This window comes from Massilia niastensis DSM 21313, from assembly GCF_000382345.1.
GTDB classification, from domain to species: domain Bacteria; phylum Pseudomonadota; class Gammaproteobacteria; order Burkholderiales; family Burkholderiaceae_D; genus Telluria; species Telluria niastensis.
The window spans coordinates 1-23,740 of sequence record NZ_KB908100.1 but is presented as its reverse complement, the minus strand read 5'-3'; the positions used below and the strand labels follow the sequence as shown (position 1 = coordinate 23,740).

The 23,740-nt window shown below is 65.0% G+C and carries 24 protein-coding genes; 8 read left to right on the top strand and 16 right to left on the bottom strand.

Annotated features, from left to right (window positions below; translation table 11 throughout):
- Positions 1-131: 131 nt before the first annotated feature.
- The 3 genes from gyrB to dnaA all read right to left on the bottom strand — a co-directional run bounded on the left by gyrB (position 132) and on the right by dnaA (position 5,395).
- Positions 132-2,636 carry a DNA topoisomerase (ATP-hydrolyzing) subunit B gene (gene gyrB / locus H162_RS0115665; RefSeq protein WP_026354695.1) on the bottom strand — a complete coding sequence of 835 codons (2,505 nt, stop codon included), beginning with the start codon at positions 2,634-2,636 and terminating at the stop codon, positions 132-134.
- A 141-nt stretch (positions 2,637-2,777) separates the two neighbouring features.
- Complete coding sequence (gene dnaN, locus H162_RS0115660) at positions 2,778-3,884, bottom strand: DNA polymerase III subunit beta (RefSeq protein ID WP_026354694.1); 1,107 nt, start codon at positions 3,882-3,884, stop codon at positions 2,778-2,780.
- A 119-nt stretch (positions 3,885-4,003) separates the two neighbouring features.
- Positions 4,004-5,395 carry a chromosomal replication initiator protein DnaA gene (gene dnaA / locus H162_RS31030; protein ID WP_020654422.1) on the bottom strand — a complete coding sequence of 464 codons (1,392 nt, stop codon included), beginning with the start codon at positions 5,393-5,395 and terminating at the stop codon, positions 4,004-4,006.
- A gap of 365 nt (positions 5,396-5,760) precedes the next feature.
- On the opposite strand from dnaA, the gene rpmH reads away from it, so the two are divergent.
- The 7 genes from rpmH (at position 5,761) to H162_RS34055 (ending at position 10,907) form a co-directional block, all read left to right on the top strand.
- Entirely contained in the window at positions 5,761-5,898 is a 138-nt protein-coding gene (rpmH, locus tag H162_RS33260) for a 50S ribosomal protein L34 (protein ID WP_078035393.1), read from the top strand.
- A 30-nt stretch (positions 5,899-5,928) separates the two neighbouring features.
- The gene (gene rnpA, locus H162_RS0115645) at positions 5,929-6,327 is read left to right on the top strand and encodes a ribonuclease P protein component (RefSeq protein WP_084677031.1); all 399 of its coding nucleotides are present in this window, start codon (positions 5,929-5,931) and stop codon (positions 6,325-6,327) included.
- The gene (yidD, locus tag H162_RS0115640) at positions 6,324-6,584 is read left to right on the top strand and encodes a membrane protein insertion efficiency factor YidD (protein WP_020654420.1); all 261 of its coding nucleotides are present in this window, start codon (positions 6,324-6,326) and stop codon (positions 6,582-6,584) included. The genes rnpA and yidD overlap by 4 nt, the downstream gene beginning before the upstream one ends.
- A gap of 11 nt (positions 6,585-6,595) precedes the next feature.
- Positions 6,596-8,266, top strand: coding sequence for a membrane protein insertase YidC (gene yidC / locus H162_RS0115635; protein ID WP_026354692.1), 1,671 nt, complete (start codon positions 6,596-6,598; stop codon positions 8,264-8,266).
- Between the two features lie 115 nt (positions 8,267-8,381).
- Positions 8,382-9,761, top strand: coding sequence for a tRNA uridine-5-carboxymethylaminomethyl(34) synthesis GTPase MnmE (gene mnmE, locus H162_RS0115630; RefSeq protein ID WP_020654418.1), 1,380 nt, complete (start codon positions 8,382-8,384; stop codon positions 9,759-9,761).
- A 73-nt stretch (positions 9,762-9,834) separates the two neighbouring features.
- Positions 9,835-10,425, top strand: coding sequence for a DUF1439 domain-containing protein (locus H162_RS0115625; RefSeq protein WP_020654417.1), 591 nt, complete (start codon positions 9,835-9,837; stop codon positions 10,423-10,425).
- A gap of 278 nt (positions 10,426-10,703) precedes the next feature.
- A complete protein-coding gene (locus H162_RS34055) occupies positions 10,704-10,907 on the top strand; it encodes a hypothetical protein (RefSeq protein WP_040787551.1) in 204 nt (67 codons plus the stop codon).
- Between the two features lie 13 nt (positions 10,908-10,920).
- Here the strand turns inward: H162_RS34055 and H162_RS0115620 are convergent, their stop codons facing one another.
- Positions 10,921-11,511, bottom strand: a complete 591-nt coding sequence (locus tag H162_RS0115620; RefSeq protein ID WP_020654416.1) for an Hpt domain-containing protein — start codon at positions 11,509-11,511, stop codon at positions 10,921-10,923.
- Positions 11,511-12,470 (bottom strand): CAP domain-containing protein, encoded by a 960-nt coding sequence (locus tag H162_RS0115615; protein WP_020654415.1) that lies wholly within the window; start codon positions 12,468-12,470, stop codon positions 11,511-11,513. The genes H162_RS0115620 and H162_RS0115615 overlap by 1 nt, the downstream gene beginning before the upstream one ends.
- Positions 12,471-12,611: 141 nt before the next feature.
- Between H162_RS0115615 and pssA the strand changes: the two genes are divergently transcribed.
- On the top strand, positions 12,612-13,391 hold the full coding sequence (pssA, locus tag H162_RS0115610; protein WP_020654414.1) for a CDP-diacylglycerol--serine O-phosphatidyltransferase: 780 nt from the start codon (positions 12,612-12,614) through the stop codon (positions 13,389-13,391).
- A gap of 1 nt (position 13,392) precedes the next feature.
- Here pssA and H162_RS0115605 read toward each other — a convergent pair whose 3' ends face one another.
- The 11 genes from H162_RS0115605 to H162_RS0115555 all read right to left on the bottom strand — a co-directional run bounded on the left by H162_RS0115605 (position 13,393) and on the right by H162_RS0115555 (position 23,326).
- Positions 13,393-13,704: a metal-sensitive transcriptional regulator gene (locus H162_RS0115605; protein WP_020654413.1), complete on the bottom strand. Its 312-nt coding sequence runs from the start codon at positions 13,702-13,704 to the stop codon at positions 13,393-13,395.
- Between the two features lies 1 nt (position 13,705).
- A complete protein-coding gene (locus tag H162_RS0115600; protein WP_020654412.1) occupies positions 13,706-14,632 on the bottom strand; it encodes an aldo/keto reductase in 927 nt (308 codons plus the stop codon).
- 155 nt (positions 14,633-14,787) lie between these two features.
- Positions 14,788-15,933, bottom strand: coding sequence for a D-alanyl-D-alanine carboxypeptidase family protein (locus H162_RS0115595; RefSeq protein WP_020654411.1), 1,146 nt, complete (start codon positions 15,931-15,933; stop codon positions 14,788-14,790).
- Between the two features lie 96 nt (positions 15,934-16,029).
- The gene (locus H162_RS0115590) at positions 16,030-16,659 is read right to left on the bottom strand and encodes an alpha/beta hydrolase (RefSeq protein WP_026354691.1); all 630 of its coding nucleotides are present in this window, start codon (positions 16,657-16,659) and stop codon (positions 16,030-16,032) included.
- A 16-nt stretch (positions 16,660-16,675) separates the two neighbouring features.
- Entirely contained in the window at positions 16,676-17,002 is a 327-nt protein-coding gene (locus H162_RS0115585) for a (2Fe-2S) ferredoxin domain-containing protein (protein WP_020654409.1), read from the bottom strand.
- A 47-nt stretch (positions 17,003-17,049) separates the two neighbouring features.
- Positions 17,050-18,189 (bottom strand): VanZ family protein, encoded by a 1,140-nt coding sequence (locus H162_RS0115580; RefSeq protein WP_020654408.1) that lies wholly within the window; start codon positions 18,187-18,189, stop codon positions 17,050-17,052.
- Positions 18,186-18,830, bottom strand: a complete 645-nt coding sequence (locus H162_RS0115575) for an ABC-type transport auxiliary lipoprotein family protein (protein ID WP_307188078.1) — start codon at positions 18,828-18,830, stop codon at positions 18,186-18,188. The genes H162_RS0115580 and H162_RS0115575 overlap by 4 nt, the downstream gene beginning before the upstream one ends.
- Positions 18,831-18,838: 8 nt before the next feature.
- Positions 18,839-19,786: an MlaD family protein gene (locus H162_RS0115570; protein ID WP_020654406.1), complete on the bottom strand. Its 948-nt coding sequence runs from the start codon at positions 19,784-19,786 to the stop codon at positions 18,839-18,841.
- Between the two features lies 1 nt (position 19,787).
- Positions 19,788-20,603: an ABC transporter ATP-binding protein gene (locus H162_RS0115565; RefSeq protein WP_051109944.1), complete on the bottom strand. Its 816-nt coding sequence runs from the start codon at positions 20,601-20,603 to the stop codon at positions 19,788-19,790.
- 44 nt (positions 20,604-20,647) lie between these two features.
- On the bottom strand, positions 20,648-21,781 hold the full coding sequence (locus tag H162_RS0115560; protein ID WP_026354690.1) for an MlaE family ABC transporter permease: 1,134 nt from the start codon (positions 21,779-21,781) through the stop codon (positions 20,648-20,650).
- Positions 21,782-21,835: 54 nt separating this feature from the next.
- Positions 21,836-23,326, bottom strand: coding sequence for a B12-binding domain-containing radical SAM protein (locus tag H162_RS0115555; protein WP_020654403.1), 1,491 nt, complete (start codon positions 23,324-23,326; stop codon positions 21,836-21,838).
- Positions 23,327-23,740: the final 414 nt, after the last annotated feature.

Here is a 23,740-nt window from a genome sequence, read left to right as displayed (position 1 = left end):
TCCACATCTTCCACGCCAGGTGAACCAACACTCAGGACGGGACACTGACGAAAAAAAAGCCAACCTCGGCGGTTGGCTTTTTCTCCTGCCTGTAGCGCGAGCATTCACTCGCCAGGCACGGCGTTCACGCCTCAGACGTCGATATTGCCCGCCTGGAGCGCGTTGGTCTCGATGAAGTTACGACGCGGTTCCACCTCGTCGCCCATCAGCGTGGTGAAGATCTGGTCCGCCGCTATGGCGTCCTCGATCTGCACCTTCAGCAGGCGGCGCACGGTCGGATCCATGGTGGTTTCCCACAGCTGCTCCGGATTCATCTCGCCCAGACCTTTATAGCGCTGCTTCGACACGCCGCGTTCGGCTTCGTCACGCAGCCAGTTCATGGCTTCGTGGAAGTCGCGCACCGCGAATTCCTTCATGCGGTCGCCTTCGCCGCGGCGCACGATCGCGCCTTCGCCCATCAGGCCCTTGAAGGTGGCGGCCGAATTGGCCAGCACCGCGTAGTCTGCGCCGGCCACGAAGTCGGCGTCGATCGCGGTCACCTGCACGTTGCCGTGGCGGATGCGCTCGATGCGCAGGCCGTGCTTCTCGGACAGCTCGTCCGAACGCACGCCCACCTTCACCGACGGATCGTTGATCGCGGCCGCCATGGCCTTGGCCGATTCCTCGGCCTTGTCCAGGGTGGTCAGGTCCAGCGCCACGCCGCCGTTGACGATGGCGGTCAGCGCGGCGCGGTCGATCACGCGGGTCAGGCGCATCATGATGGCGTTGGCCAGGTTGTACTGGCGCACCAGCTCGCCCAGCGCTTCGCCGTTCACCGGCTCGGCGCCATCACGCGGGATCAGGGAGGCGGTGTTCAGCGCCACCGTCATCATGTAGCTCGCTTCCTCGACGTCGTCCTTCAGGTAGCGCTCGTCGCGGCCGGCCTTGACCTTGTACAGCGGCGGCTGCGCGATGTAGATGTGGCCACGCTCGACCAGCTGCGGCATCTGGCGGTAGAACAGGGTCAGCAGCAGGGTACGGATGTGGGCGCCGTCGACGTCCGCGTCGGTCATGATGATGATGCGGTGGTAGCGCAGCTTGTCGACGTTGAATTCGTCCGGACCGATCGAGGTGCCGAGGGTCGCGATCAGGGTGGTGATCTGCTCCGACGACAGCATCTTCTCGAAGCGCGCCTTTTCCACGTTCAGCACCTTGCCGCGCAGCGGCAGGATGGCCTGGAATTTACGGTCGCGGCCCTGCTTGGCCGAACCGCCTGCGGAGTCACCCTCGACGATGTACAGCTCGGCCAGCGCCGGGTCGCGTTCCTGGCAGTCGGCCAGCTTCGACGACAGGCCCAGGCCGTCCATCACGCCCTTGCGGCGGGTCAGGTCGCGCGCCTTGCGCGCCGCTTCGCGGGCACGCGCCGCTTCCACGATCTTGCCGCAGATGATCTTGGCGTCGTTCGGCTTCTCCATCAGGAAGTCGGTCAGCGTCTTGGCCACGATCTCTTCGACCGGGCCGCGCACTTCCGACGACACCAGCTTGTCCTTGGTCTGCGACGAGAATTTCGGCTCCGGCACCTTCACCGACAGCACGCAGGTCAGGCCTTCGCGCATGTCGTCGCCCGAGATCTCGACCTTGGCCTTCTTGGCGAAGTCGTTCTCGTCGATGTACTTGTTGATCACGCGCGTCATCGCTGCGCGCAGGCCGGTCAGGTGGGTGCCGCCGTCACGCTGCGGGATGTTGTTGGTGAAGCACAGCACCTGTTCGTTGTAGGCGTCGTTCCACTGCATCGACACGTCCACCGAGATCATGGTGCCTTGCTCGGACACGCGCTCGCCGGTCGCCTGGAACACGCTCGGGTGCAGGACAGACTTGGCCTTGTTGATGTACTCCACGAAGCCGCGGGTGCCGCCTTCGAAGGCGAACACTTCTTCCTTGCCGGTGCGCTGGTCGCTCAGCTTGATGTTGACGCCGTTGTTCAGGAAGGACAGCTCGCGAATGCGCTTCGACAGGATTTCGTAGTGGAACTCGACGTGGGTGAAGATTTCCTCGTCGGCCCAGAAGTGCACTTCGGTGCCGCGCTTGTCGGTTTCGCCGATGACCTTCATCGGGGAGACCTCGACGCCGTCGACGACTTCGATCAGGCGGTCCAGCGGGGCGCCGCGTACGAATTCCAGCTGGTGGACCTTGCCGTTCTGGCGCACGGTCACACGCAGCAGCTTCGACAGCGCGTTCACGCAGGACACACCGACGCCGTGCAGGCCGCCCGACACTTTATACGCGTTCTGGTTGAACTTGCCGCCGGCATGCAGCTCGGTCAGGGCGATCTCGGTCGCCGAGCGCTTCGGCTCGTGCTTGTCGTCCATCTTGATGCCGGTCGGAATGCCGCGGCCGTTGTCGGTGATCGAGATCGAGTTGTCCGAATGGATCGTGACGTGGATCTCGGAGCAGTAGCCGGCCAGCGCCTCGTCGATCGAGTTGTCCAGCACCTCGAACACCAGGTGGTGCAGGCCGGTGCCGTCCGAGGTATCGCCAATGTACATGCCCGGACGCTTGCGTACCGCTTCCAGGCCTTCCAGGATCTGGATCGAGGAGGCGCCGTAATCATCCGCCTTGGCGGCGGAGGCCATTTGAACTTGGGTATTCTCGGACATGGACTGCTTTCTATAAAACGGGTGATTCAGGCTGCTTGTGGCGGCCTAAAACCGCTGTTCTCGCGAGGCCGCGGAGGCCTGCGCGGGAACGACGGGGTGAGGCTATTCCTTATCGCGGACTGTCTCTCTGCTCGGCGCCTGTCAAATGCGCATCGGCATGACGACGTACTTGAAGTCGCCGTTGTCGGGAATCGAGATCAGCGCCGACGAATTCGAGTCGCCCAGGGAGATGTTCACCTGGTCGCACTTCAGGTTGTTCAGCACGTCGAGCAGGTAGGTGACGTTGAAACCGATGTCGATGGCGTCGCCGCCGTAGTCGATTTCCAGTTCTTCCACCGCTTCTTCCTGGTCGGCGTTGGTCGAGCTGATCTTCATGCTGCCCGGACTGATGATGCAGCGTACACCCTTGAACTTGTCGCTGGTCATGATCGCGGCGCGCTGCAGCGAACGCAGCAGCTCGTCGCGGCTGATCGTGAAGTCGTTCTTGTAGCCCTTCGGGATCACCCGGGTGTAGTCAGGGAACTTGCCTTCGACCAGCTTCGAGACCAGCTCGATGTCGGCGAAGGTCAGCTTCACCTGCGAAGCCGCGATGTCCAGGCGCACGGTCTCGTCGCTTTCTTCCAGCAGGCGCTGCAGCTCGATGATGGTCTTGCGCGGGATGATCACTTCCTGGCGCTCGAACTGCTGCTCGGTTTCCACCTGGCAGAAGGCCAGGCGGTGGCCGTCGGTCGCCACGGCGATGATGTTGTTACCGTCCAGCACCAGCAGCAAGCCGTTCAGGTAGTAGCGGATGTCCTGCTGGGCCATCGCGAAGTGCACCATGTTGAACAGGTGCTTCAGCGTCTTTTGCGGCAGGATCACGCTGGCGTTGTAGCTGTCGGCCACCGACACGGTCGGGAATTCCTCGGCCGCCAGGGTCTGCAGCGCGAAGCGCGACTTGCCGCTCTGGACCGCCAGGCGCTTGTTCTGCAGGGTCATGGTCACATCGCCCGACTCCGGCAGCGCGCGCAGGATGTCGAGCAGCTTGCGCGCCGCCACGGTCGTGCCGGTGACGTCGTCGCCCGAACCGATGTTCGCGTGCGTCGTGATCTGCACTTCGGTATCGGTCGACAGGAAAGACACGCTCTCGCCGTTCTTGCGAATGAGGATATTGGCCAGAATCGGCATAGTGTGCCGACGCTCGACAATACCACTCACGATCTGCAGTGGCCGGAGAAGCGTGTCTCGGGTGGATTTGACCAATTGCATAGTAATCCTCAATAGGTTTGTAATGAATTTATTGCTAACGCACTATTTTGCCACGCCAGGGGCAATAGAAATACCCCCAGGCATCAGGCTGGCCTTATCCCCGGCCCGGGCGCCATCCTTTACCCTTTGAGGGTCTGTTCCAGGACGTGCAGTTCGTGGTTGCACTCGGCGTTCTTCGCCCGGTCCTGGGCGATCTTGCGCACCGCGTGCAGCACGGTCGTGTGGTCGCGGCCGCCGAACAGCTCGCCGATCTCCGGCAGGCTCTTCTGGGTCAGCTCCTTCGCCAGGTACATCGCGATCTGGCGCGGGCGCGCGATGTTGGCCGGGCGGCGCTTCGAATACATGTCCGCGACCTTGATGTTGAAGAAGTCGGCGACCGTCTTCTGGATGTTTTCCACGGAAATCTGGCGGTTCTGTACCGACAGCAGGTCCTTCAGGGCTTCCTTGACCACGTCGATCGTGATGTCCTTGCCGTGGAAACGCGAGTAGGCGAGGATCTTGCGCAGCGCGCCTTCGAGTTCGCGGACGTTGGAGCGCAGGTGCTTGGCCACGAAGAAGGCCACGTCGTCCGACAGGGTCACGCCTTCGGACTGCGCCTTCTTGAGCAGGATCGCCACGCGCATTTCCAGTTCCGGCGGCTCGATCGCCACCGTCAGGCCGGAATCGAAGCGCGAGATCAGGCGGTCGTCCATGCCCGTGATTTCCTTCGGATAGGTATCCGAGGTGATGATGATCTGCTTCTTGGCCGCGATCAGCGCTTCGAACGCATAGAAGAACTCTTCCTGCGTACGGCTCTTGCCGCCGAAGAATTGAATATCGTCGATCAGGAGCATGTCGAGCGAGTGGTAGTAGTGCTTGAAGTCGTCGAAGCCCTTGCGCTGGTAGGCGGTGACGACGTCGCGCACGTACTGCTCGGCGTGGATGTAGCGGATGCGCGCGCCCGGCTGGTCGGCCATGACCTGGTTGCCGATCGCATGGATCAGGTGGGTCTTGCCCAGGCCCACGCCGCCATAGAAGAACAGCGGGTTGTACGACACGCCCGGGTTGTTGGCGACCTGGATCGCGGCGGCGCGCGCCAGCTGGTTCGCCTTACCGGTCACGAAGCTGTCGAAAGTAAGCTCGGTGTTGATCCGGCTTTGCTCGCGCTTGGGCGAGTTGGCGATGTTCAGGTTCTCCTGGCCGACCGGCGCGGCCGGGCGCATGCCGCCGCCGTTGCCCGCTGCCGGCGCCACGGTCGCGGCCGGACCCGCCGGCTTCTTGGCCGGATTGTTCTTCGGGTCGAGCACGAACTGCACCTCGACCGGTGCTTCCCAGTACTGGGCGGCGAGCTCGGTGATGCGCGTGGCGAACTGTGTTTTCACCCAGTCGAGCTTGAAGCGATTCGGCGCGGCGATGCGCAGCTTGCCGTCTTCGTAATCGAGGGCGACCAGCGGTTTGATCCACGCACTATACTGCTGGGGCGTTAGTTCGAGCTCCAGCTGCGCGGAACAGGTCTGCCAAAAGTTTTCCATACATCGCTAATTGATACGTAACACGCTATTTTACATGGGTCTTCCAGAGTTATCCACAGGTTGCGCGACTATTTTCAACCGAAAACGCGGTTGGCGGAGCACCCTTGGGAACCCATGGGCAGGGGCGGCCGGGCGCCTGCGAAACAACAGCTTCCTTGACAGCTGGACTGGAAGTAGGGTCTAATTCAGGGTTCCCCGCCTGTACACCATATCAAGCTGTCAATCCCAGCGGTTGGTGGCCGGGTCAAGAGAGTATCTGCTGTGGCGTGACGCTGGCTTAACATCTGCGAACTGTCATTGGCGACGCATGCTGACAAGACGTCAGCCCCGATTTTGCATTTTATTTTGCTTTAAGCGAGACCACCATGAAACGTACTTACCAACCTTCCGTCGTTCGTCGTAAGCGTACGCACGGCTTCCGCGCACGTATGGCTACCCGTGGTGGCCGTCAAGTCCTGAACGCCCGCCGCGCCAAGGGCCGCAAGCGCCTGGCAGTCGTCTAAGCCGACACCGCAGATCGATTGCGGTCGGCCATGACAGGCGAAGGTTCGCACGACTTCGCGCGCGCTCGGCGCATCGTTAAAACGGATGAATTTTCATCCGTTTTTCGTTTGCGGCCAACGCAAAAAACCGCGCATTTCGTGCTCTACACCCGACCCAACTCCCTGCCGCATGCGCGGCTAGGCGTCGTTGCGGCCAAGCGTTTCGCCCCGCGCGCGGTGACGCGCAACACGATCAAGCGCGTCACGCGCGAACTGTTCCGCAGCAGCGAGCTCCAGGCGGTCGACTGCATCGTGCGCCTCGCGCGTCCGGTCAACGCCAAGGACGGTCCCGCGACCACCCGCGCCCTGAAGGCGGAACTGCGCACCGAACTGGCGCGCCTGTTCGCTTCCCAGCGCCCGCGCCGGGCGAGCGCGTCCTCGCCATCATGAAGACGCTGCTCGTCTGGTTGCTACGCGGCTACCAGCTGCTGCTGTCCCCGATGCTCGGGCAGAAGTGCCGCTTCTACCCGACCTGCTCCAATTACGCGATCGAAGCGCTGCGCACCCACGGCGCCCTGCGCGGCACGCTGCTGGCCACGCGCCGCGTGTGCCGCTGCCACCCGTGGAACGCCGGCGGCGTCGATCTGGTGCCGCCCGCGCGCACCAAGGATTCCCACTCAGCCGATTGCGGTTGCAACCATTCCTGATCAATACCTCAATGGATATCAATAAACGTACCGTCCTGTGGATCGTGTTCGCTGTCTCCCTGATTGTTCTATGGAACAACTGGATGGTGTCCACCGGCAAACAGTCCCTGTTCTCGCCGGCCCCGCCGGCACAGGTCGCCCAACAGCAGGCCAAGCCGTCCGACGTTCCCGCCGCAGCCCAGCCGGGCAGCGCGGCCGTGCCGGGCACGCCGGGCGCCACGCCGCCTGTCGCGGGTGGCGCGCCGGCCGCCGCGGCCAGCCAGGTCGTGACCATCAGCACCGACGTGGTGAAGGTCGACATCGACACCGTCGGCGGCGTCATCAAGCGTCTCGAACTGCTGAAGTATCCTGACCATAACGACAAGACCAAGAACCAGGTCCTGTTCGGCGTCAACGGCAACAATGTCTACCTCGGCCAGACCGGCCTGATCGGCACCAGCGCCGCCGGCGTGCTGCCGAACCACACCACGCCGTTCGTGGTCCGCCCGGGTGTGCGCACCCTGAACGGCGGCAACCAGGTGCAGCTGGTGATGGATGCGGAGCAGGGCGGCGTGCGCCTGACCAAGACCTTCACGTTCCGCCGCGGCGACTACGTGATCGGCATGCGCCATGACGTCACCAACGTCAGCGCCGCGCCGGTGCAGCCGTCGCTGTACCTGCAGCTCCAGCACGACGGCAACGAACCGGCCAACAACTCGTGGTTCATGTCGAGCTACACCGGCCCGACCCTGTACACCGACGCCGAGAAGTACCAGAAGCTGACCTTCGAGGAAATCGAGAAGGGCAAAGCCGAGCACTCGACCAAGGCCGACAACGGCTGGGTCGCGATCTCGCAGCACTTCTTCGTCTCGGCCTTCATCCCGGCCGACAAGGCGCCGCGCGACATCTTCACCAAGAAGATCGCGACCAACCTGTACGCGATCGGCACCGTGCAGCCGCTGGGCAGCGTGGCGCCGGGCGCCACCGTGTCGGCCGACACCCGCCTGTATTCGGGTCCGCAGGACGAGAAGACCCTCGAGACGATCACCCCGGGCCTGGAGCTGGTGAAGGACTACGGCATGCTGACCGTGATCGCCAAGCCGATCTTCTGGGTGATGGACCACCTGTACTCGCTGCTGGGTAACTGGGGCTGGACCATCGTCGCCCTGACCATCCTGATCAAGCTGGCCTTCTTCCCGCTGTCGGCGGCAGGCTACCGCAGCATGGCCAAGATGCGCGTGGTGACGCCGAAGATGCAGGCGATCCGCGAGCGCTACAAGGCCGATCCGCAGAAGATGCAGCAGGCCACCATGGAGCTGTACAAGTCGGAAAAGATCAACCCGCTGGGCGGCTGCCTGCCGATCCTGGTGCAGATGCCGGTGTTCTTCGCCCTGTACTGGGTGCTGCAGGCATCGGTCGAGATGCGCGGCGCGCCGTGGGTCGGCTGGATCACCGACCTGACCCAGCCTGACCCGTACTTCATCCTGCCGATCCTGTACGCGGTGTCGATGTTCATCACGACCAAGCTGAACCCGCAACCGACCGATCCGGTGCAGGCGAAGATGATGCTGTTCATGCCGCTGGCATTCTCGGTGGTCTTCTTCTTCTTCCCGTCGGGACTGGTGCTGTACTGGGTGGTCAACAACATCCTGTCGATCGGCCAGCAGTGGGTCATCACCAAGAAGTACGAGACGGCGAAGTAAACTGTTCGCTGTTCCTGGAAAGCCCGTGCGATGCGCGGGCTTTTTTGTTTCTGGCGGTGCGCGGCGAACCTGGATCGCCAAACAACGCCCGGGCGTATCCCTTACAATCCATCCCATGAAACTCGACACCTCCCCCATCGCCGCCATCGCGACCGCCCCCGGCCGCGGCGGCATCGGCGTCGTGCGCGCCTCCGGCAAGTCGCTGGCCCCGCTGATCGACGCCCTGTTCCCCGGCGCCACCCTGGCCCCGCGCCACGCCACCTACATCCCGTTCAAGGCTGCCAACGGCGACGTGATCGACCAGGGCATCGCGCTCTACTTCAAGGGCCCGCATTCCTACACCGGCGAGGACGTGCTGGAGCTGCAGGGCCACGGCGGCCCGATCGTGCTGCAGATGCTGCTTGCGCGCGTGCTGGAAGCCGGCGGCGCCTTCGGCCTGCGCCTGGCGGAACCGGGCGAGTTCACCCGCCGCGCCTTCCTGAACGACAAGCTCGACCTGGCCCAGGCCGAGGCGGTCGCCGACCTGATCGACGCCTCCACCGAAGCGGCCGCCAGGTCGGCTTCGCAGTCGCTGTCCGGCGCGTTCTCGCAGGTGGTGCACAGGCTGGTCGACCAGACCACAAATTTGCGCATGCTGGTCGAAGCCACCCTCGACTTCCCGGAAGAGGAAATCGACTTCCTCGAGAAGTCGAACGCGCGCGGCCAGCTGGCCGGCATCGTCGACTCGCTGGAAGCCGTGTTCCGCCAGGCGGCGCAGGGCGCGCTGCTGCGCGAAGGCCTGAACGTGGTGCTGGTGGGCCAGCCGAACGTGGGCAAGTCCTCGCTCCTGAATGCGCTGGCGGGCGCCGACGTGGCGATCGTCACCCCGATCGCCGGCACCACGCGCGACAAGGTCAGCGAGACCATCCAGGTCGAAGGCATCCCGCTGAACATCATCGACACCGCCGGCATCCGCGCGGTGGACGAGGGGATCGACGTGGTCGAGCGCATCGGCATCGAGCGCACCTGGGGCGAGGTCGGCAAGGCCGACGTGATCCTGCACCTGCTCGACGCCAGCCTGGGGCCGAGCAAGGCCGACGAAGCGATCGTCGCCGCCTTCCCGCAGAACGTGCCGGTGGTGCGCATCTGGAACAAGATCGACCTGTCGGGCCACCAGGCGTCCGTCGATACGGGCGCGGACGCGACCCATATCTACCTGTCGGCGCACGAGAAGATCGGCATCGACCTGCTGCGCGCCGAACTGCTGCGCATCGCCGGCTGGCAGCAGACCGGGGAGTCGCTGTACCTGGCGCGCGAACGCCACCTGATCGCGCTGCGCGCCGCGCGCGAACACCTGGACCTGGCGCGCCAGCACGCGATGCAGGACGACCAGTCGCTCGACCTGTTCGCCGAGGAGTTGCGGCTGGCGCAGGACCAGCTCTCCAGCATCACCGGGCAGTTCACGCCGGACGACCTGCTGGGGGTGATCTTCAGCCGCTTCTGTATCGGAAAGTGAGCGCCCACCCCTGCCGTGTCCCGGTTGAGCCGCCCGCGCGGCTCGCCGGGGCCGTCTGTGCTACGCTCCCCGCATGAACGATTCGTACCAGACCCGCCCCCATCCGAACGGGCGCCGCCGCGTGGCGGCACTGGCCGCGGCCAGTGCCGCCTGCGCCCTGTTGTCCTCGTGCGCCAGCCTGATCGGCCCGCGCCAGGTCGAGCTGCCGCTGCACAAGCTGCAAGCCGGCATCGACCGCCGCTTCCCGATCGATAACTCCATGCTGAGCGCGCTGAACGTCCACCTGTCGCGTCCCCAGCTCTCGATCCAGCCCGAGCTGGACCGCGTGGCCCTGGCCCTGGACGCGTCGGTCGCCCCGCCGTTCATGCGCGATTCCTGGTCCGGGAGCCTGGCGTTTTCGGGGCGCCTGTACGTCGACGCCGGGCGCTCGGCGGTGATGATGGCCGAACCGCGCGTGGACCGCATCGACTTCGGCGCCGGCAGCGGCAGCCTCGAGCGCCAGATGGCCAGCGTCGCCAACGGCCTGATCGGCACCCTGGTGCGCGACGTGCCGGTCTACACCTTCCGCACCGAAGACCTGCGCCATGCGGGCGTCCAGTTCACCCCCACCCGCATCCAGACCACCCGCTCGGGCCTGCTGGTCACCCTGGAACCGGTGCGCTGAGCGCTCCTTCTCTGTTGCGTGCGCGCATATTGTTGGCAGTAAGATAGGATTTTCTCGCCGCACGATGTATTGCCCGAATGCGGTGTTGCGTACATGCCTTAAATCAAGGCTGTCGATAATGACAGCATTGCACAGGCATGCCATTGGGCGCACACTGATACGCACTGTACTGCCGCGACAGCCTGGCTGTTGCGGTCTGGCTTGCGCTTTCTCATGCACGCGGCATTCCACTGGAGTAATCTTTTCTGGACTTCAGTCTGCCGTGTAGGGGGTGGATCTTGGAAACGACACACGAGAGTTTTCCGGACAACGGGATGCCCGAGGCGCCCATGGCCGCGATTGCGCGTACCACGCCTTCCCGACTGAGCTTGCCGGCAAAAGGTTCGTGCTGGTATTGCGAAAAACCACTCGACAGTGTGCGCCGTTTCTGTGGCAAGAGCTGCGCCGATTCGTTCGACGAGGAAGCGGAATACACGCGCTGAAGGCGCGCTGCCGCTAGGCGGGGGTGGTCCCGTCCATGACGGCCAGGGCGCGCTCGAAGTCGAACTCCCCGATGGCGCTGTCCAGTGCACGCAGGCGTTCCGTCCCGAGCGTGGCCAGCAGGGCGGGGCGCTGGGTGGCGAACAGGGCGGGCGCATCGCCATTCCCCAGGTCGAGCATCGCGCGCAGCGTCGCCAGGTCTCCCGTCACGGCCGGCATGGCTGAGGCCGGCAGCACGGCGCCAGCCAGCGCCGCATCCAGTGCTTCCAGCACCCGCGCCAGTTCCGCTTCCAGCGCATCGACCATGGCGGCGTCCGCGCCGGCTTGCGCGCGCAGCGCCAGTTCGATGTCGTGCGACAGCCGGCGCAGCCTGCGCGCCTCGATCATCGCCGCGGCGCCCTTGAGGGTATGGATGATGCGCTGGACGAGCTTCGGGTCATCCTGGAGGAGGGCGGCGCGCAGCCGCTGCGCGCTGTCGCGGTAATCGGCCTGGAAGCGTGCGAGCACCCGCAGGTACATGGCGCGGTCGCCCATGACCCGCTCCAGTCCGGCGTCCAGGTCGATGGCCTGGCCGCGGTCCTTGCGTCCGTCCGGGGCGTTGTGCATCAACGGGTGGTGAACGACCACTCGCGCGCCACCGGCGTGCCGCCCACCGAGCCGGTGAAGCTGACGTCGTAGGTGGTCGCGGCGGCCAGCGGCGCCAGCGGGACGATCGCGGCCGCGGTCTTGTCGCCGGTCGGGTCGACGCGCTGCACCTGCAGGTTGGCGCCGCCGCGCGGACGCACGCTGAAGCTTTGCACGGCGATGTCGAATTCGAGGTTGGCGTGCACGCTGATCGGGTAGCCCACTTCGTTCCGGCCCTGTACCGGATCCGGTTCCTCGCTGTCGCTGAAGAAGTTCGGCGTCACCTGGGTCTGGCCATTGAACGGCCAGGTCACGACCGTGCCGCGCGCAATGCCCGACGTGAAGCCGCCGCGCGTCCCGAAATCGGCGGTGAAGTAGTTGAAGCCGTTCGCCGCGGTCGCCGCGCCCGTGCCGATTTCCCTGAACATCGGCTCGAAGATCACGAAGCGATGGAAGATCGCCGTGATCAGTTCTTCGGCCATGTAGAAGCCGGAGCGGTTGTTCGTCCCCGAGATCACCTCGCCGTAGGCGAAGCCGTTCGCCGGCAGCGTGTAGCCGGCCGCGTTCAGGCGGTCCGCCAGCGTGGCGCCGGTGAAGCCCTGGCGGCCCGCGGTCTGGTCGTGGCTCATGAGGTTGTTGACACGCTGGTAGTCGGAGTGTCCCTGCGCCGCGACGTTGATCTGGGCGTTCTCGGCCACCGCCGGCATCCCGGCCTGGGTGCGGCGATAGTTGATCCAGTTGCGCCCGTCGGCTGCGATATTGCCCGTCAGGACAGGCGCGGAGGCGTCCGGCGTCACCGTGCCGGTGGGAGGCATGGCCGCGGCGGCGTTGTTGGCGATACCGGAGGGGCTCGCGCTGCCGCCGCCACCGCCGCATGCAACCAGGCCCACCGCGATGCCCAGCGCCGCAACGAATGCCGACCAGCGAAGCGTATAGCTCATATTGCAACTCCTGTCAATACCTGGAAACCAGCTGACATTCTAGGGCAAATCGTCGTGTCACGCCGGACGTTAGCATCATGCGCAACAGCCTTATTTTGCTGCCTGTAGAATGTGGCATTCATTATCTTGTCGAGCCATCAATTGAAGCCTACACGCCAGCAGCGCCTTGCCCGCGCCAAGTTCGCCCTACCCAGTTTCGTGACGCTGTTGTCGATTGCGTGCGGCTTCGGCAGCATCGTGATCTCGGTCGATAACGCGCACGTGGGCGACCCAGGCGATTACCGGCTCGCCGCGATCCTGCTGGTGCTGGCCGGCGTGTTCGACGCGCTCGATGGCTACGTGGCGCGCGCCACCAACACGCAAAGCAGCTTCGGCGTGCAGCTCGATTCGATCGCCGACGTGATGAACTTCGGCTGCGCCCCCGGCCTGCTGCTGTATTGCTACGGCTTCGCCCAGATGAGCGAGGCGCATCCGACCCTGGTGCGCATGGGCGGGCTGGCCTGCTTCGTGTTCGTCACCTGCGGCGCGCTGCGCCTGGCGCGTTTCAATATCAGCCACGGCCGCACCGATCCGCGCTATTTCGTCGGCATGCCGATCACCGCCGGCGCGGCCTGCGTGGCCTCGGTGGTGGTGGCCTGGCCGGCGCCGGCCGTCACGATGACGCAGGCGTTCCTGGTCGCGGCGCTGATGGTCGTGGTGGGCGCGCTGATGGTGTCGACGATCCGCTTCCCCAGCTCCAAGCATCCGCGCCGCAAGGGGATGCTGGTCCTGCTGGGCGTGTGCGCGGTGCTGCTGGCATTGCTGCAGACGCGCTTCTTCGTGCTGTTCTTCCTGCTGTACGTGTGCGCGACCCTGCTGCTGAATATCGGCTGGAAGCTCGGGTGGCAGGGCGTTGCCCCGCCCCGGGTCTACGAGGACTGATTCAGGCGAACCTGTCGAGCATGGCCGCCAGGTGGGCGGCCCGCGCCTGCGCTTCCTCCAGGTCGGCGGCGTCGCCGGTCTGGGTGAGGATGGCCGAGGTCAGGAGCTGGACGAAGGAGCGGTCGAGGGCCTTGCGCGCCGCCGCCATCTGCTGCGCGACGGCGTCGCAGTCCGACGGCGTGTCGGCCAGCGCGATCAGCTTCTGCACGCCGCGCAACTGGCCCTCGATGCGCGCCAGCCGGTTCAGCAGGTCCTTCTTCTGCTGCGCGTTGAGGGCCTTGCCTTCGACGACCTTCAGCTGGCTGTCGGCCATCTCAGGCCACCTCGTGTCCGCGCGCCGCGCGCAGGATGCGGAACCAGTCGTCGCGCTCCAGCGTGAAGCTGCTGCCGGCCACCGCCACCCCGATCGCCTCGATGCGGCCGCTGCCGGTGAGCGGAATCGGGCGGCTCGGCAGCTGCATGATCCACGCGAACACCACGCTGGCGAAAGGCTGGCGCAGGCGGTCGGCGGTTTCCTTGATCACCAGGCGCAGGTTCTCGGCGCCGGCGTCGTTCGAATCGAACAGGCGGCCGCCGGCGAGGGGCGACCAGATCATCGGGGCGATGCGCAGGTCCTGCAGGCCGTCGAAGGTCTCGTCGAACATCGGCGCGCTGTGCAGCGGCGAGAATTCGACCTGGTTGGTCGACAGCAGGACGCGGCGGTTCAGGGATTCGAACTGGTGGCGCGTGAAGTTCGACACGCCGAAGTGCAGCACCTTGCCGGCCTGCTTCAGGCGATTGAAGGCTTCGGCGACCTCGTCGAAGTCCATCAGCGGATCGGGGCGGTGGATCAGCAGCAGGTCGAGGCGGTCGGTGTGCAGCTGGCGCAGCGATTCCTCGGCCGAGGCGACGATGTGGGCGCCGGTGGTGTCGTAGTGCTGGATGCCGTGCTGCGGGCGCTTGGACGAGATCAGCTTGATCCCGCACTTGCTGACCAGTTCGATGCGGTCGCGCAGCGAAGGCTGGGCGCGCAGGGCTTCGCCGAACAGGCCCTCGACGCCGTAGTCGCCGTAGATGTCGGCGTGGTCGAAGCTGGTGACGCCCAGCGCGATGCACTGCTCGATGAAGGCGATCCGCTGCTGCACCGACATGCCCCATTCGGTCATCCGCCACATGCCGGCGACGATGCGGGACAGTTCCGGTCCGCCATCGCGGGTGGTGACGCGGGGGCAGTGCAGGTCGGCGGGCAGCGGGTGGGTCATGCGGATCTTTCGTGGTGACGGGATCGCATGATTATAGCGGGAGCGTGTCGAATTGATTGCCTGACAAGGCGAATTCGTCAATACGAACTCGGTGGCAAACAAAAAAGCCCGCCCGGCTCTCGCACGGGCGGGCTGTCGGCGCTACGCCGTATCGCTTACTGCAGCCAGAGCCGCACCGAATCCCAGGCGCGTCCGAAGATGCTCGCTTCCTGCACCTCTTCCAGCGCCACCACCGGCAGCACCAGCAGCGGCTTCCCGTCCGCCATCATCTTCAGGGTGCCGACCTGGCCATTGCGGGCCAGCGGCGCGACCAGCGGGTCCTTGCGTTCCAGGACCGGCTTGAGCTTGCCCGCCACGCCCTTCGGCACGGTGACCAGGATGTCGCGGGTGAAGCCGATCTTCACGTTCGACTGCGAACCCTTCCACACTTCCGGCGTCGCGATCGCCTGGCCCTTCGAGTACAGCTTCACGGTGTCGAAGTTCTGGAAGCCCCAGTTCAGCAGCTTCTGGCTTTCCTGGGTACGCACCGAATCCGAGGGGGTGCCCAGCACGACCGAGATCAGGCGGCGCTGGCCGGTGGTGCCGTTCGGGCGGCGCGCCGAAGCGATCATGCTGTAGCCCGAGGAGTCGGTGTGGCCGGTCTTCATGCCGTCCACGGTCGGATCCAGCCACAGCAGGCGGTTGCGGTTCTGCTGGGTGATCTTGTTATAAGTGAACTGCTTGACCGAGTCGATCTTGTAGAACTCGGGGAAGTCGCGGATCACGTTCGCCGCCAGCATCGACAGGTCGTGCGCGGTCGAATAGTTGTTCGCGTCCGGCAGGCCGTGCGGGTTGGCGAAGCGGGTGCCCTTCAGGCCCATGCGCTCGGCTTCGCGGTTCATCAGGGTCACGAAGGTGCCTTCGTCGCCGGCGACCGCTTCGGCCAGCGCCACTGCCGCGTCATTGCCCGACTGGATCATCAGCCCGTGCAGCAGGTCGTTCACCGACACCGGGGTGGCCGGATCGATGAACATCTTCGAGCTGCTGCCATCGACCTTCCAGGCGCGGGTCGACACGTTCACCATCTGGTTCAGCGCCAGGCGCTTCTCGCGGATCGCGGCAAAGGTCACGTAGGCCGTCATGACCTTGGTGAGCGAGGCCGGTTCGATGCGCGCGTTCTGGTCCTGCGAAGCGATGACCTGGCCACTCGTCGCATCGAGCAGCAGCCACGATTTGGCGGCGATGGTCGGTGCAGGCACGGTTTGCGCGCTGGCCGAGACCATCACCAGGCTGGCGGCAAACGCCGCTAACAGTTTTTTCATGGAAGCAATTTCGTCAGTAAGGTGGTGGAGCGCAAGGCAATGCCGTAAAGCATTGCCTCAAAAGAAGAAGGCACTAATTATAGGATAGTGTCGCGCTCAAATGTCACGCCGCCACATTTGGGCCACGAGATTTTTGATGTGGCCGAGCTTGCGATGGAAGAAATGGTCGGCGCCGGGGATGACGGTGACCGGGATGTCGAGCGGACGCGCCCAGTCGAGGACATCCTTCAATGTGATCGTATCGTCAAGCTCGCCGTGGATCAGGATGGTGTCCTTCGGGACTTCCGGCATCGGCCATTTGCCGGCGGCGGTGCCGACCAGCACCAGGCGTTCGGCCGGACGGCCTTCCGCCGCCAGGCGCTGCTGGAACCGGGCCTGCACGAAGGTGCCGAACGAGAAACCGGTCAGCGTGACCGGCAGGTCGGGATAGCGCTCGCGCATGTGCGCATACATGAGGGCCATGTCGTCCACTTCGCCGCGGCCGTCGTCATGCACGCCTTCGGATTCGCCGACGCCGCGGAAATTGAAGCGCGCGGCCGCATAACCCAGGTTGACGAAGGTGCGCGCCAGCGTCTGGGCGACCTTGTTTTCCATCGTGCCGCCGTACAGCGGGTGGGGGTGGGCCACCAGCGCGATGCCGCGCGGTGCGCCGTCAGGCAGGTCCAGCAGGCACTGCATCTTTCCGGCATGGCCGTCCAGGTAAAACTTGTGCGAATGAATATTCATCATGCTTCGTGGCAGATCAGATTTTCAGGCGTTCGACGACCTTGCCGCCGATGAGGTGAGTGTCGATGATGTCGTCGATGTCGGCCGTGTCCACATAGGTATACCACGTACCCTCGGGGTAGACCACGACCACCGGGCCTTCCTCGCAGCGGTCGAGGCAGCCGGACTGGTTGATGCGCACCTTGCCCGGGCCGCTCAGGCCGAGTTCCTTGATGCGGTTCTTGGCATGCTTCTGCGCTTTCCCGGAGCCGCAGTGGCCGCAGCTCTGGCGCGCATCCTTGCCGTCGCGCTCGTTCATGCAGAAAAATACATGATGTTCGTAATACGGTTTGTCGTCGTTCATGTCGTTCTCGTGAAAAGTGGCGGCGCCAATGCGCAATGATACGCGTCTTACTGCCGGTTGAGTTTATGCGAAGGGAGCAGGAGGAACCACAGCGCAAAAAATGGCCATAGCAGGGACAGGAACTGGGCCGCACCGTTGAAATTCAGGAATTTGCCCTGCACCCAGCCCTGCAGGGTCGACGAAAAATACGGGTTCACGGGGATCGTATTGACGACGATGAGGCTGAGGATGAGGGTGACCACGGCCAGCCGGCGCTGCGCCACCTGGGGCGCGAATACCAGCCCCGCCAGCATGATCAGGCCGATCAGGAAGCCGCCTTCGGCGCCCGGCGTGATCCAGACGAAGGCGTTATCGGGCCGGAACAGCAGCGAGCTGGCGAGCGACTTGACCACCAGCGCCGCCGCGATCAGGGCCAGCATCAGCGAAAAACGCGGCGCCCCGCGGCGCACCAGGCACATCAGGGTGAGGGCCGCGCCGGTCATGCCGCAGGCGGTGATGATGGTCTCGGACAGCCAGTACTGCTCCACGCTCATGGCCGCGCCGGGACGCAGCATGGCCATCAGGTTGATGTCTTCGTCGAGCCAGGCCGACAGCCAGCCGGAGACGATCGGCAGTACCTGGCCATGGCCGAACAGGTAGCTCTGGGGGTAGATCTGGGCCAGCGGCCACAGGGCCACCAGCACCAGCCCCTGGCTGGCGTGCGGCGCGAACCAGCGCCGGCGCAGCTGGTACAGGCGGCTGCGGTCGAGCAGTCCGGGCGCCCACAGCGCGCCGAGCACGGCGCCGGCCAGGCAGCCGCTGGAATTGGTGATGAAATCGAGGTTGGAGGGTACGCGGCTGGGCAGGAAGTTCTGCACCGCCTCCATCGTGCCGGAGACGAGGAGGCCGCCGAGGCCGGCCAGCAGCACCGCCCAGGCGCCGCGCAGGCGTGGATACAGCGACAGCACCAGCAGCACGCCGAACGGAATGTAGCCGACGATGTTGACGGTGACGTCGAAGCCGGTCCAGTAGCGCTGCTTGGTCAGGTTGAGGAAGGCCAGCAGCGGCAGCCCGCTGTCGCGCCAGCCGGAGAACGGGTACCAGCTCGCATAGATGATCAGCAGCAGATAGGCCAGCAGCGCGGCGCGCGAGATCGGCGAACCGCGCGGCGAACCGTGCGCCGGTTCCGCCACGTCCGCCTGTGTCATCGTTTGCCGACGTCGAGCGTCGCCAGCCACGCCAGGATGTCGGCCGCGACGGCGTCGGTGCTGCCGGCCAGCGCGCGCGCCCCGCCCGCCGCGTCGGCGCTGCCGGCGGCGGTCGTGCGGGTGAAGGTGCGCTGGTCGACCAGGCGGTGCTCGCTGAACACCGAGGCGCGCAGGATCAGCTGGCCCTCGCTCTGGCTGGCGCTGCTGAACGCATGGGTGAAGTCGTCGACTTCCATGCGCAGGATCGGTATGCCGTTCGAGGCGTCGGTGGCCGACAGCACCTTCATGCCGGATTGCGCCAGGCGCGTCTTGACGCGCTGGGTGACCAGCTGCAGCGGGTTGCCGCTCCAGCGGCTGTTGGCGTACATGCGCGCTTCCATCGCGTCGGCGTAGTGCAGGCGGTAGAACATGCGCTCGTTGTCGAGGACCGCGGGGCCGGTGGCGTCCATCACGACCAGCGCCGGCAGCGCCTGCGGGATGCTGGCCTGGGCGGCGGGCGCCTGGGCGGCGGGGGCAGGGGCCATGGCGGCCGGGCCGAAATCGAACACGGTGCCGGGCATGTTGCGGCTGCTGCTGCCGCATCCGGCCAGCAGGACGGCGGCCGCGAGGGCGATCAGAAGGCGTGGTGCTTGAACGTTCACGATGGTCCTCATTTGGTCGGGGCCTTGAAGCCCGGCTCGCCCGGTCCGGGCTGGTCGCCCGGCGCGCCGAACAGGATGCTCTGCGGGCGCTCGGACAGCGAATTGGCGGTGCGCCTGACCGCGCGCAGCGAAGTGCGCGCCTCGTCGGTCATCTGGACGACGTGCGGCAGGGTTTCCAGTTCCAGTTCGCTGGTGGCGGCTTCCAGCGAGCCGATCGCCGAGGTCAGGCGCTCGACCGGACCGTCCTGCGCCTGCAGGCGGATGGCCAGCTGGTCGTAGTTCCTGACCATCGAGTTGGTGCTGCCGGCCAGCGTATCGATCGAGTCCATGCTGCGGTCAAGCCTGGTGATCAGCTTCGGCAGGCGGTCGAGGGTCGGCTCCAGCTTCGCCGGCAGCGTGGCGTACGCGTCGGCGACCTTGCCGATGCTCTCGAAGGCGCCGATGATGGTCAGCTGGTTGTTCGGGCCGACGATCGCGTTCAGGCCATCCGCGATCTGCTCGGTCTTTTCCAGGATCGCCAGGCCGCGCTTTTCCAGCTGGTCCAGCAGGCCGGGGCGCATCGGGATGCGCGCCGTCCGCTCGCCGTCGGTCTGCAGGCGTGGTGAACCGGTGCGGTCGTCGTCGAGCTGGATGAAGGCGATCCCGGTCACGCCCTGGTAGCCGAGCGAAGCGAAGGTGGTGGTGGTGATCGGCGAGGCCTCGTCCACCGACAGGCGGATCAGGATCTGGCCGGTGACGCGCGGATCGAAGACGATCTCGTCGACCCGGCCCACCTCGAGGCCGCGGTAGCGCACGCTCGCCTGCGGGTTCAGGCCGGGAATCGACTGGGTGGTGGCGATCTCGTAGGGCACCAGTTCGGTCTTGTCGCGATTCAGCCAGAGGCCGGCCAGCACGGCCGCCACCAGGAGCGCGATCGTAAAGACGCCGGTCATCAGGGCGTACGACCTGTTTTCCATATTAACTCTCCGAATCGTTCTGGGCGTTGCGCTCGACGAGCACTTCCAGCGCCCGCTGGCCGCGCGGGCCCAGGAAAAAGTGTTTGATGAACGGGTGGTCGACGCGCAGCACGTCGCACGACGGTCCGACCGCCAGCACATGCTTCTCCGCCAGCACCGCGATGCGCGAGGACAGCGCGAACAGGGTGTCGAGATCGTGGGTGACCATCACCACCGTCAGCTTCAGCTCGCGGTGCAGGGTCTGGATCAGCGACACGAAGGCGTCCGACAGGTCGGGGTCGAGGCCCGCGGTCGGCTCGTCCAGGAACAATAGCTGAGGCTCGAGCGCCAGGGCGCGCGCCAGCGCGGCGCGCTTGACCATCCCGCCCGACAGGTCGGCCGGCATCTTGCTGGCGTGCTCGGGGCCCAGGCCCACCATGTTCATCTTGAGCAGCACCGCGTCGCGGATCACGTCCTCGGGCAGCGCGTGCAGCTCGCGCATGGGCAGGGCGATGTTGTCGAACACGGTCAGGGCCGAGTACAGCGCGCCCTGCTGGAACAGCATGCCCCAGTGATTGCGCATGCGCTGCAGGTCTTCCGGCTCGGCCGCGCTGATGTCCTTGCCGAACACGCGCACGCAGCCCTTGGAAGGACGCTCCAGGCCCAGCATCTGGCGCAGCAGCACCGTCTTGCCGGTGCCGGAGCCGCCCACGATGGTCAGGATTTCGCCGGCATAGATGTCCAGGTTCAGGTCCTGGTGCACCACCGTGCGGCCGAAGCGGGTCCACAGGTTGCGGATCTGGACCACCGGCGGCCCGACGTCTTCCTCCGGCTGCATGTTCAGGCGCTGGGGCTGGCGCTGCTGCTGTGTCGTGTCGGTCATCAGAACCCCACTCCGCTGAAGATGATGGCGTACACGGCATCGGCCAGGATGACCACGGTGATCGCGGTGACCACCGAGGTGGTGGTGCCGCGGCCCAGGCTCTCGGTGTTGGCCTTGATGCGCAGGCCGTAGTGGCAGGAGATCAGCGCGATCAGGATGCCGAAGGTCATTCCCTTGAGCAGGCCGATCGTGTAGTTCACGACCGGCACCGCGTCCGGCAGCTTTTGCAGGAAGTAGCGGAACGACAGGTTCAATTCGATCTTGGCCGAGACCATGCCGCCGATCAGGGCCATGGCGTCGGTCCACACCACCAGCAGCGGCATCGAGATCGCCAGGGCGATCACCTTCGGCATGATCAGGCGGTAGCCGTGCGAGATGCCCATCACCAGCATGGCGTCGAGTTCCTCGGTGACGCGCATGACGCCCAGCTGCGCCGTGATCGACGAGCCGGAGCGGCCGGCCACCAGGATCGCGGCCAGCAGCGGACCGAGTTCGCGGATCACCGACATGCCGAGGATGTTCACCAGGTAGCTGTCGCCGCCGAAGGTGCGCAGCTGCTGGGACGACAGGTAGGACAGCACGATGCCGATCAGGAAACCGACCAGCGCGGTGATGCCCAGGGCCTGGAAGCCGGCGTGGTAGATATTCGCCGAGATCTCGCGCCAGGGACCGGTCTGCGGACGGCGCAGGAAGCGCCCGAGGTCCTGGATCACGACCCCGATCAATCCCACGAAGCCGCGCAGGTGCTCGAAGAAGTTCAGGATCCCGCTGCCGAGCACGATGATGTAGCGCAGGGGGCTGACGCGATGGCGTGGAAGCTGGATGGCGCTGGCCTTCTCGATGCGGCCGAACAGTTCTTCCTGGCGCGGATCGAGCGTGAGCCGTGCCGGGCGGCGTTTGTTCCAGGCGTTCCAGAACATCTGGGCGCCGATGTGGTCGAGGCTTTCGATGCCGGACAGGTCCCATTTGCAGGCGCCCTTGTCCTGCAGGGTGGCCAGCTTGCCGGTGATTTCCTTGAGCGTGCCGCGCCGGGACAGTGCGTGTACCTGCCAGACGCCGCTTGCCACGACAGATTGCTCCGCACGGGAGGCGGAATGTTCGATGGTTAATGTTGGTGCATTTTCAAGCTGCATTGCGGCAGTGTAAAAGAGAATCGTTCGCACCGCCAGCGACGTTAGTCTAGCGTGTCAGGCTGCCAGATGGCGGACTTGCCGGGCCGGGGCGGCCGCCGCGGTCTGCTTCGCGCCATGCGCGCCGCCGTCGATCCTGCCGGCGTAATCGCTGGCGAGGAGGGCCGCGGCTGCGGCCTGGTCCATGCCGCGCAGCTGCAGCCATTCCTGCACCAGCCTGGCCAGCCGGTCGAGGGCGATGCGGTGGGTGGCGTCGGTGCGGGTATAGATCCAGTCCGAGAAAGCCATGAAATTCTCGAACGGCGCATCGCCCAGCATCACGCGGGTGGTGTTGCCGAAGCGGCCCGAATTGGCGACCAGGTCCCAGTAGCGGGCGAAGCGCACCAGGCGCTGCATGGTCGCGAAGTCGATCAGGTTCGTCGCCAGCACGGTATAGGGCGGATAGGGATCGTAGACCATGCCGAACGGCCCGGTGTGGCGGATGATCGGCGTCCCGCGCAGGCGCTTGAGGATGCCGAACTGGATCTCCTGGGCGCCCAGGCTGACCAGGTGGTCGAAGCCGCGCGCGAAACTGGCCACGTCCTCGCCGGGCAGTCCGGCGATCAGGTCCACGTGCAGGTGGGTCTGCGAGTGCTCGCACAGCCAGCGGATGTTGTCGGCCGCCTTGGCGTTGTCCTGGCGGCGGCTGACCAGGGCCTGCACCTCGGGGTTGAAACTCTGGATGCCGATCTCGAACTGCAGCGCGCCCGGCGGGAATTTCGCGATGCTTTCCTTCAGCGCCTCGGGCAGGTGATCGGGCACCAGCTCGAAGTGGGCATACACCGGATCGCCGGGGTTCGCCTCGATCTTATCGAGGAAGAACTGCATGATCTTCAGGCTGGTCTTGACGTTCAGGTTGAAGGTGCGGTCGACGAACTTGAACAGGCGGGCGCCGCGTCCATACAGGTTTTCGAGCTGGGCCAGGAAACCGTCGAGCGGGAAGGGCCAGGCGGTCTTGTCCAGCGACGACAGGCAGAATTCGCACTTGAACGGGCAGCCGCGCGAGGCTTCCACATACAGCGTGCGGTGGGCGATGTCCTCGTCACTATATAGAGAGTAGGGCAGGGCGATCTCCGCCATCGGCGGCTGGACGCCGGCGTGCACCTTCATCAGGGGCTGCGGGCCCTCGAGGATGTCCTTGCACAGCTTGGGGAAGGTCACGTCGCCCCAGCCGGTGACGACGTAGTCGGCCAGCTTCGCGATCGCCTGCTCGCCGGTCTCGTAGGATACCTCGGGACCGCCCAGGATCACCGTCACCTCGGGTGCGACCCGCTTGAGCATGGCCACGACCCTGGTGGTCTCTTCGACGTTCCATATATAGACGCCGAAACCGACGATGCGCGGTCGATGGGCCAGCAGGCGTTCGACCAGGTCGGTCGTCTTGGCGCCGATGACGAATTCCTGGATGGTCGTCTGGCTCCGCAGCTCTCCCATGTTCGCCAGCAGGTAGCGCAGGCCGAGCGACGCATGGGTGTAGCGCGCATTGAGGGTGGAGAGCAGGATCGTCATGATGCAAGGTGAGTCGGCAAAAGGAAGATTGTACGCTTCTCGCCGCCTTGGCCGGTGCGCCTGGAGCACACTTGAGTGACGTGAAAATGAAAAGTGGGGGTTGACGAGGATGAGCATATCCCTCATACTCTCTTTCCTCTGCTGCTGACGAACAAAACGATTCGCACAACGCAGCAAGGCAGTACCGAACAAGTTCTTTAACAATTAACAGTCGATAAGTGTGGGCGTTTGATGAGGGTGCCAGCTGACAAGTTCAGCTGATTACTTAAATTATCAAATGTTCACAAAAAATACGAACTTCTTCGAAAGAAGAAATCGTCAGTATTTTGAGTGAGCGAAATCGATCCAGTGGATCGATTTCGAAACCATGAGAAATCGTGGTTTCGACAAACAGAGATTGAACTGAAGAGTTTG

Bases quoted from the DNA above. Each gene is read 5' to 3' on its own strand.
- gyrB (WP_026354695.1), bottom strand. From the start codon at position 2,636: ATGTCCGAGAATACCCAAGTTCAAATGGCCTCCGCCGCCAAGGCGGAT.
- dnaN (WP_026354694.1), bottom strand. From the start codon at position 3,884: ATGCAATTGGTCAAATCCACCCGAGACACGCTTCTCCGGCCACTGCAG.
- dnaA (WP_020654422.1), bottom strand. From the start codon at position 5,395: ATGGAAAACTTTTGGCAGACCTGTTCCGCGCAGCTGGAGCTCGAACTA.
- rpmH (WP_078035393.1), top strand. From the start codon at position 5,761: ATGAAACGTACTTACCAACCTTCCGTCGTTCGTCGTAAGCGTACGCAC.
- rnpA (WP_084677031.1), top strand. From the start codon at position 5,929: ATGACAGGCGAAGGTTCGCACGACTTCGCGCGCGCTCGGCGCATCGTT.
- yidD (WP_020654420.1), top strand. From the start codon at position 6,324: ATGAAGACGCTGCTCGTCTGGTTGCTACGCGGCTACCAGCTGCTGCTG.
- yidC (WP_026354692.1), top strand. From the start codon at position 6,596: ATGGATATCAATAAACGTACCGTCCTGTGGATCGTGTTCGCTGTCTCC.
- mnmE (WP_020654418.1), top strand. From the start codon at position 8,382: ATGAAACTCGACACCTCCCCCATCGCCGCCATCGCGACCGCCCCCGGC.
- H162_RS0115625 (WP_020654417.1), top strand. From the start codon at position 9,835: ATGAACGATTCGTACCAGACCCGCCCCCATCCGAACGGGCGCCGCCGC.
- H162_RS0115620 (WP_020654416.1), bottom strand. From the start codon at position 11,511: ATGCACAACGCCCCGGACGGACGCAAGGACCGCGGCCAGGCCATCGAC.
- H162_RS0115615 (WP_020654415.1), bottom strand. From the start codon at position 12,470: ATGAGCTATACGCTTCGCTGGTCGGCATTCGTTGCGGCGCTGGGCATC.
- H162_RS0115605 (WP_020654413.1), bottom strand. From the start codon at position 13,704: ATGGCCGACAGCCAGCTGAAGGTCGTCGAAGGCAAGGCCCTCAACGCG.
- H162_RS0115600 (WP_020654412.1), bottom strand. From the start codon at position 14,632: ATGACCCACCCGCTGCCCGCCGACCTGCACTGCCCCCGCGTCACCACC.
- H162_RS0115595 (WP_020654411.1), bottom strand. From the start codon at position 15,933: ATGAAAAAACTGTTAGCGGCGTTTGCCGCCAGCCTGGTGATGGTCTCG.
- H162_RS0115590 (WP_026354691.1), bottom strand. From the start codon at position 16,659: ATGAATATTCATTCGCACAAGTTTTACCTGGACGGCCATGCCGGAAAG.
- H162_RS0115585 (WP_020654409.1), bottom strand. From the start codon at position 17,002: ATGAACGACGACAAACCGTATTACGAACATCATGTATTTTTCTGCATG.
- H162_RS0115580 (WP_020654408.1), bottom strand. From the start codon at position 18,189: ATGACACAGGCGGACGTGGCGGAACCGGCGCACGGTTCGCCGCGCGGT.
- H162_RS0115570 (WP_020654406.1), bottom strand. From the start codon at position 19,786: ATGGAAAACAGGTCGTACGCCCTGATGACCGGCGTCTTTACGATCGCG.
- H162_RS0115565 (WP_051109944.1), bottom strand. From the start codon at position 20,603: ATGCAGCCGGAGGAAGACGTCGGGCCGCCGGTGGTCCAGATCCGCAAC.
- H162_RS0115560 (WP_026354690.1), bottom strand. From the start codon at position 21,781: ATGCAGCTTGAAAATGCACCAACATTAACCATCGAACATTCCGCCTCC.
- H162_RS0115555 (WP_020654403.1), bottom strand. From the start codon at position 23,326: ATGACGATCCTGCTCTCCACCCTCAATGCGCGCTACACCCATGCGTCG.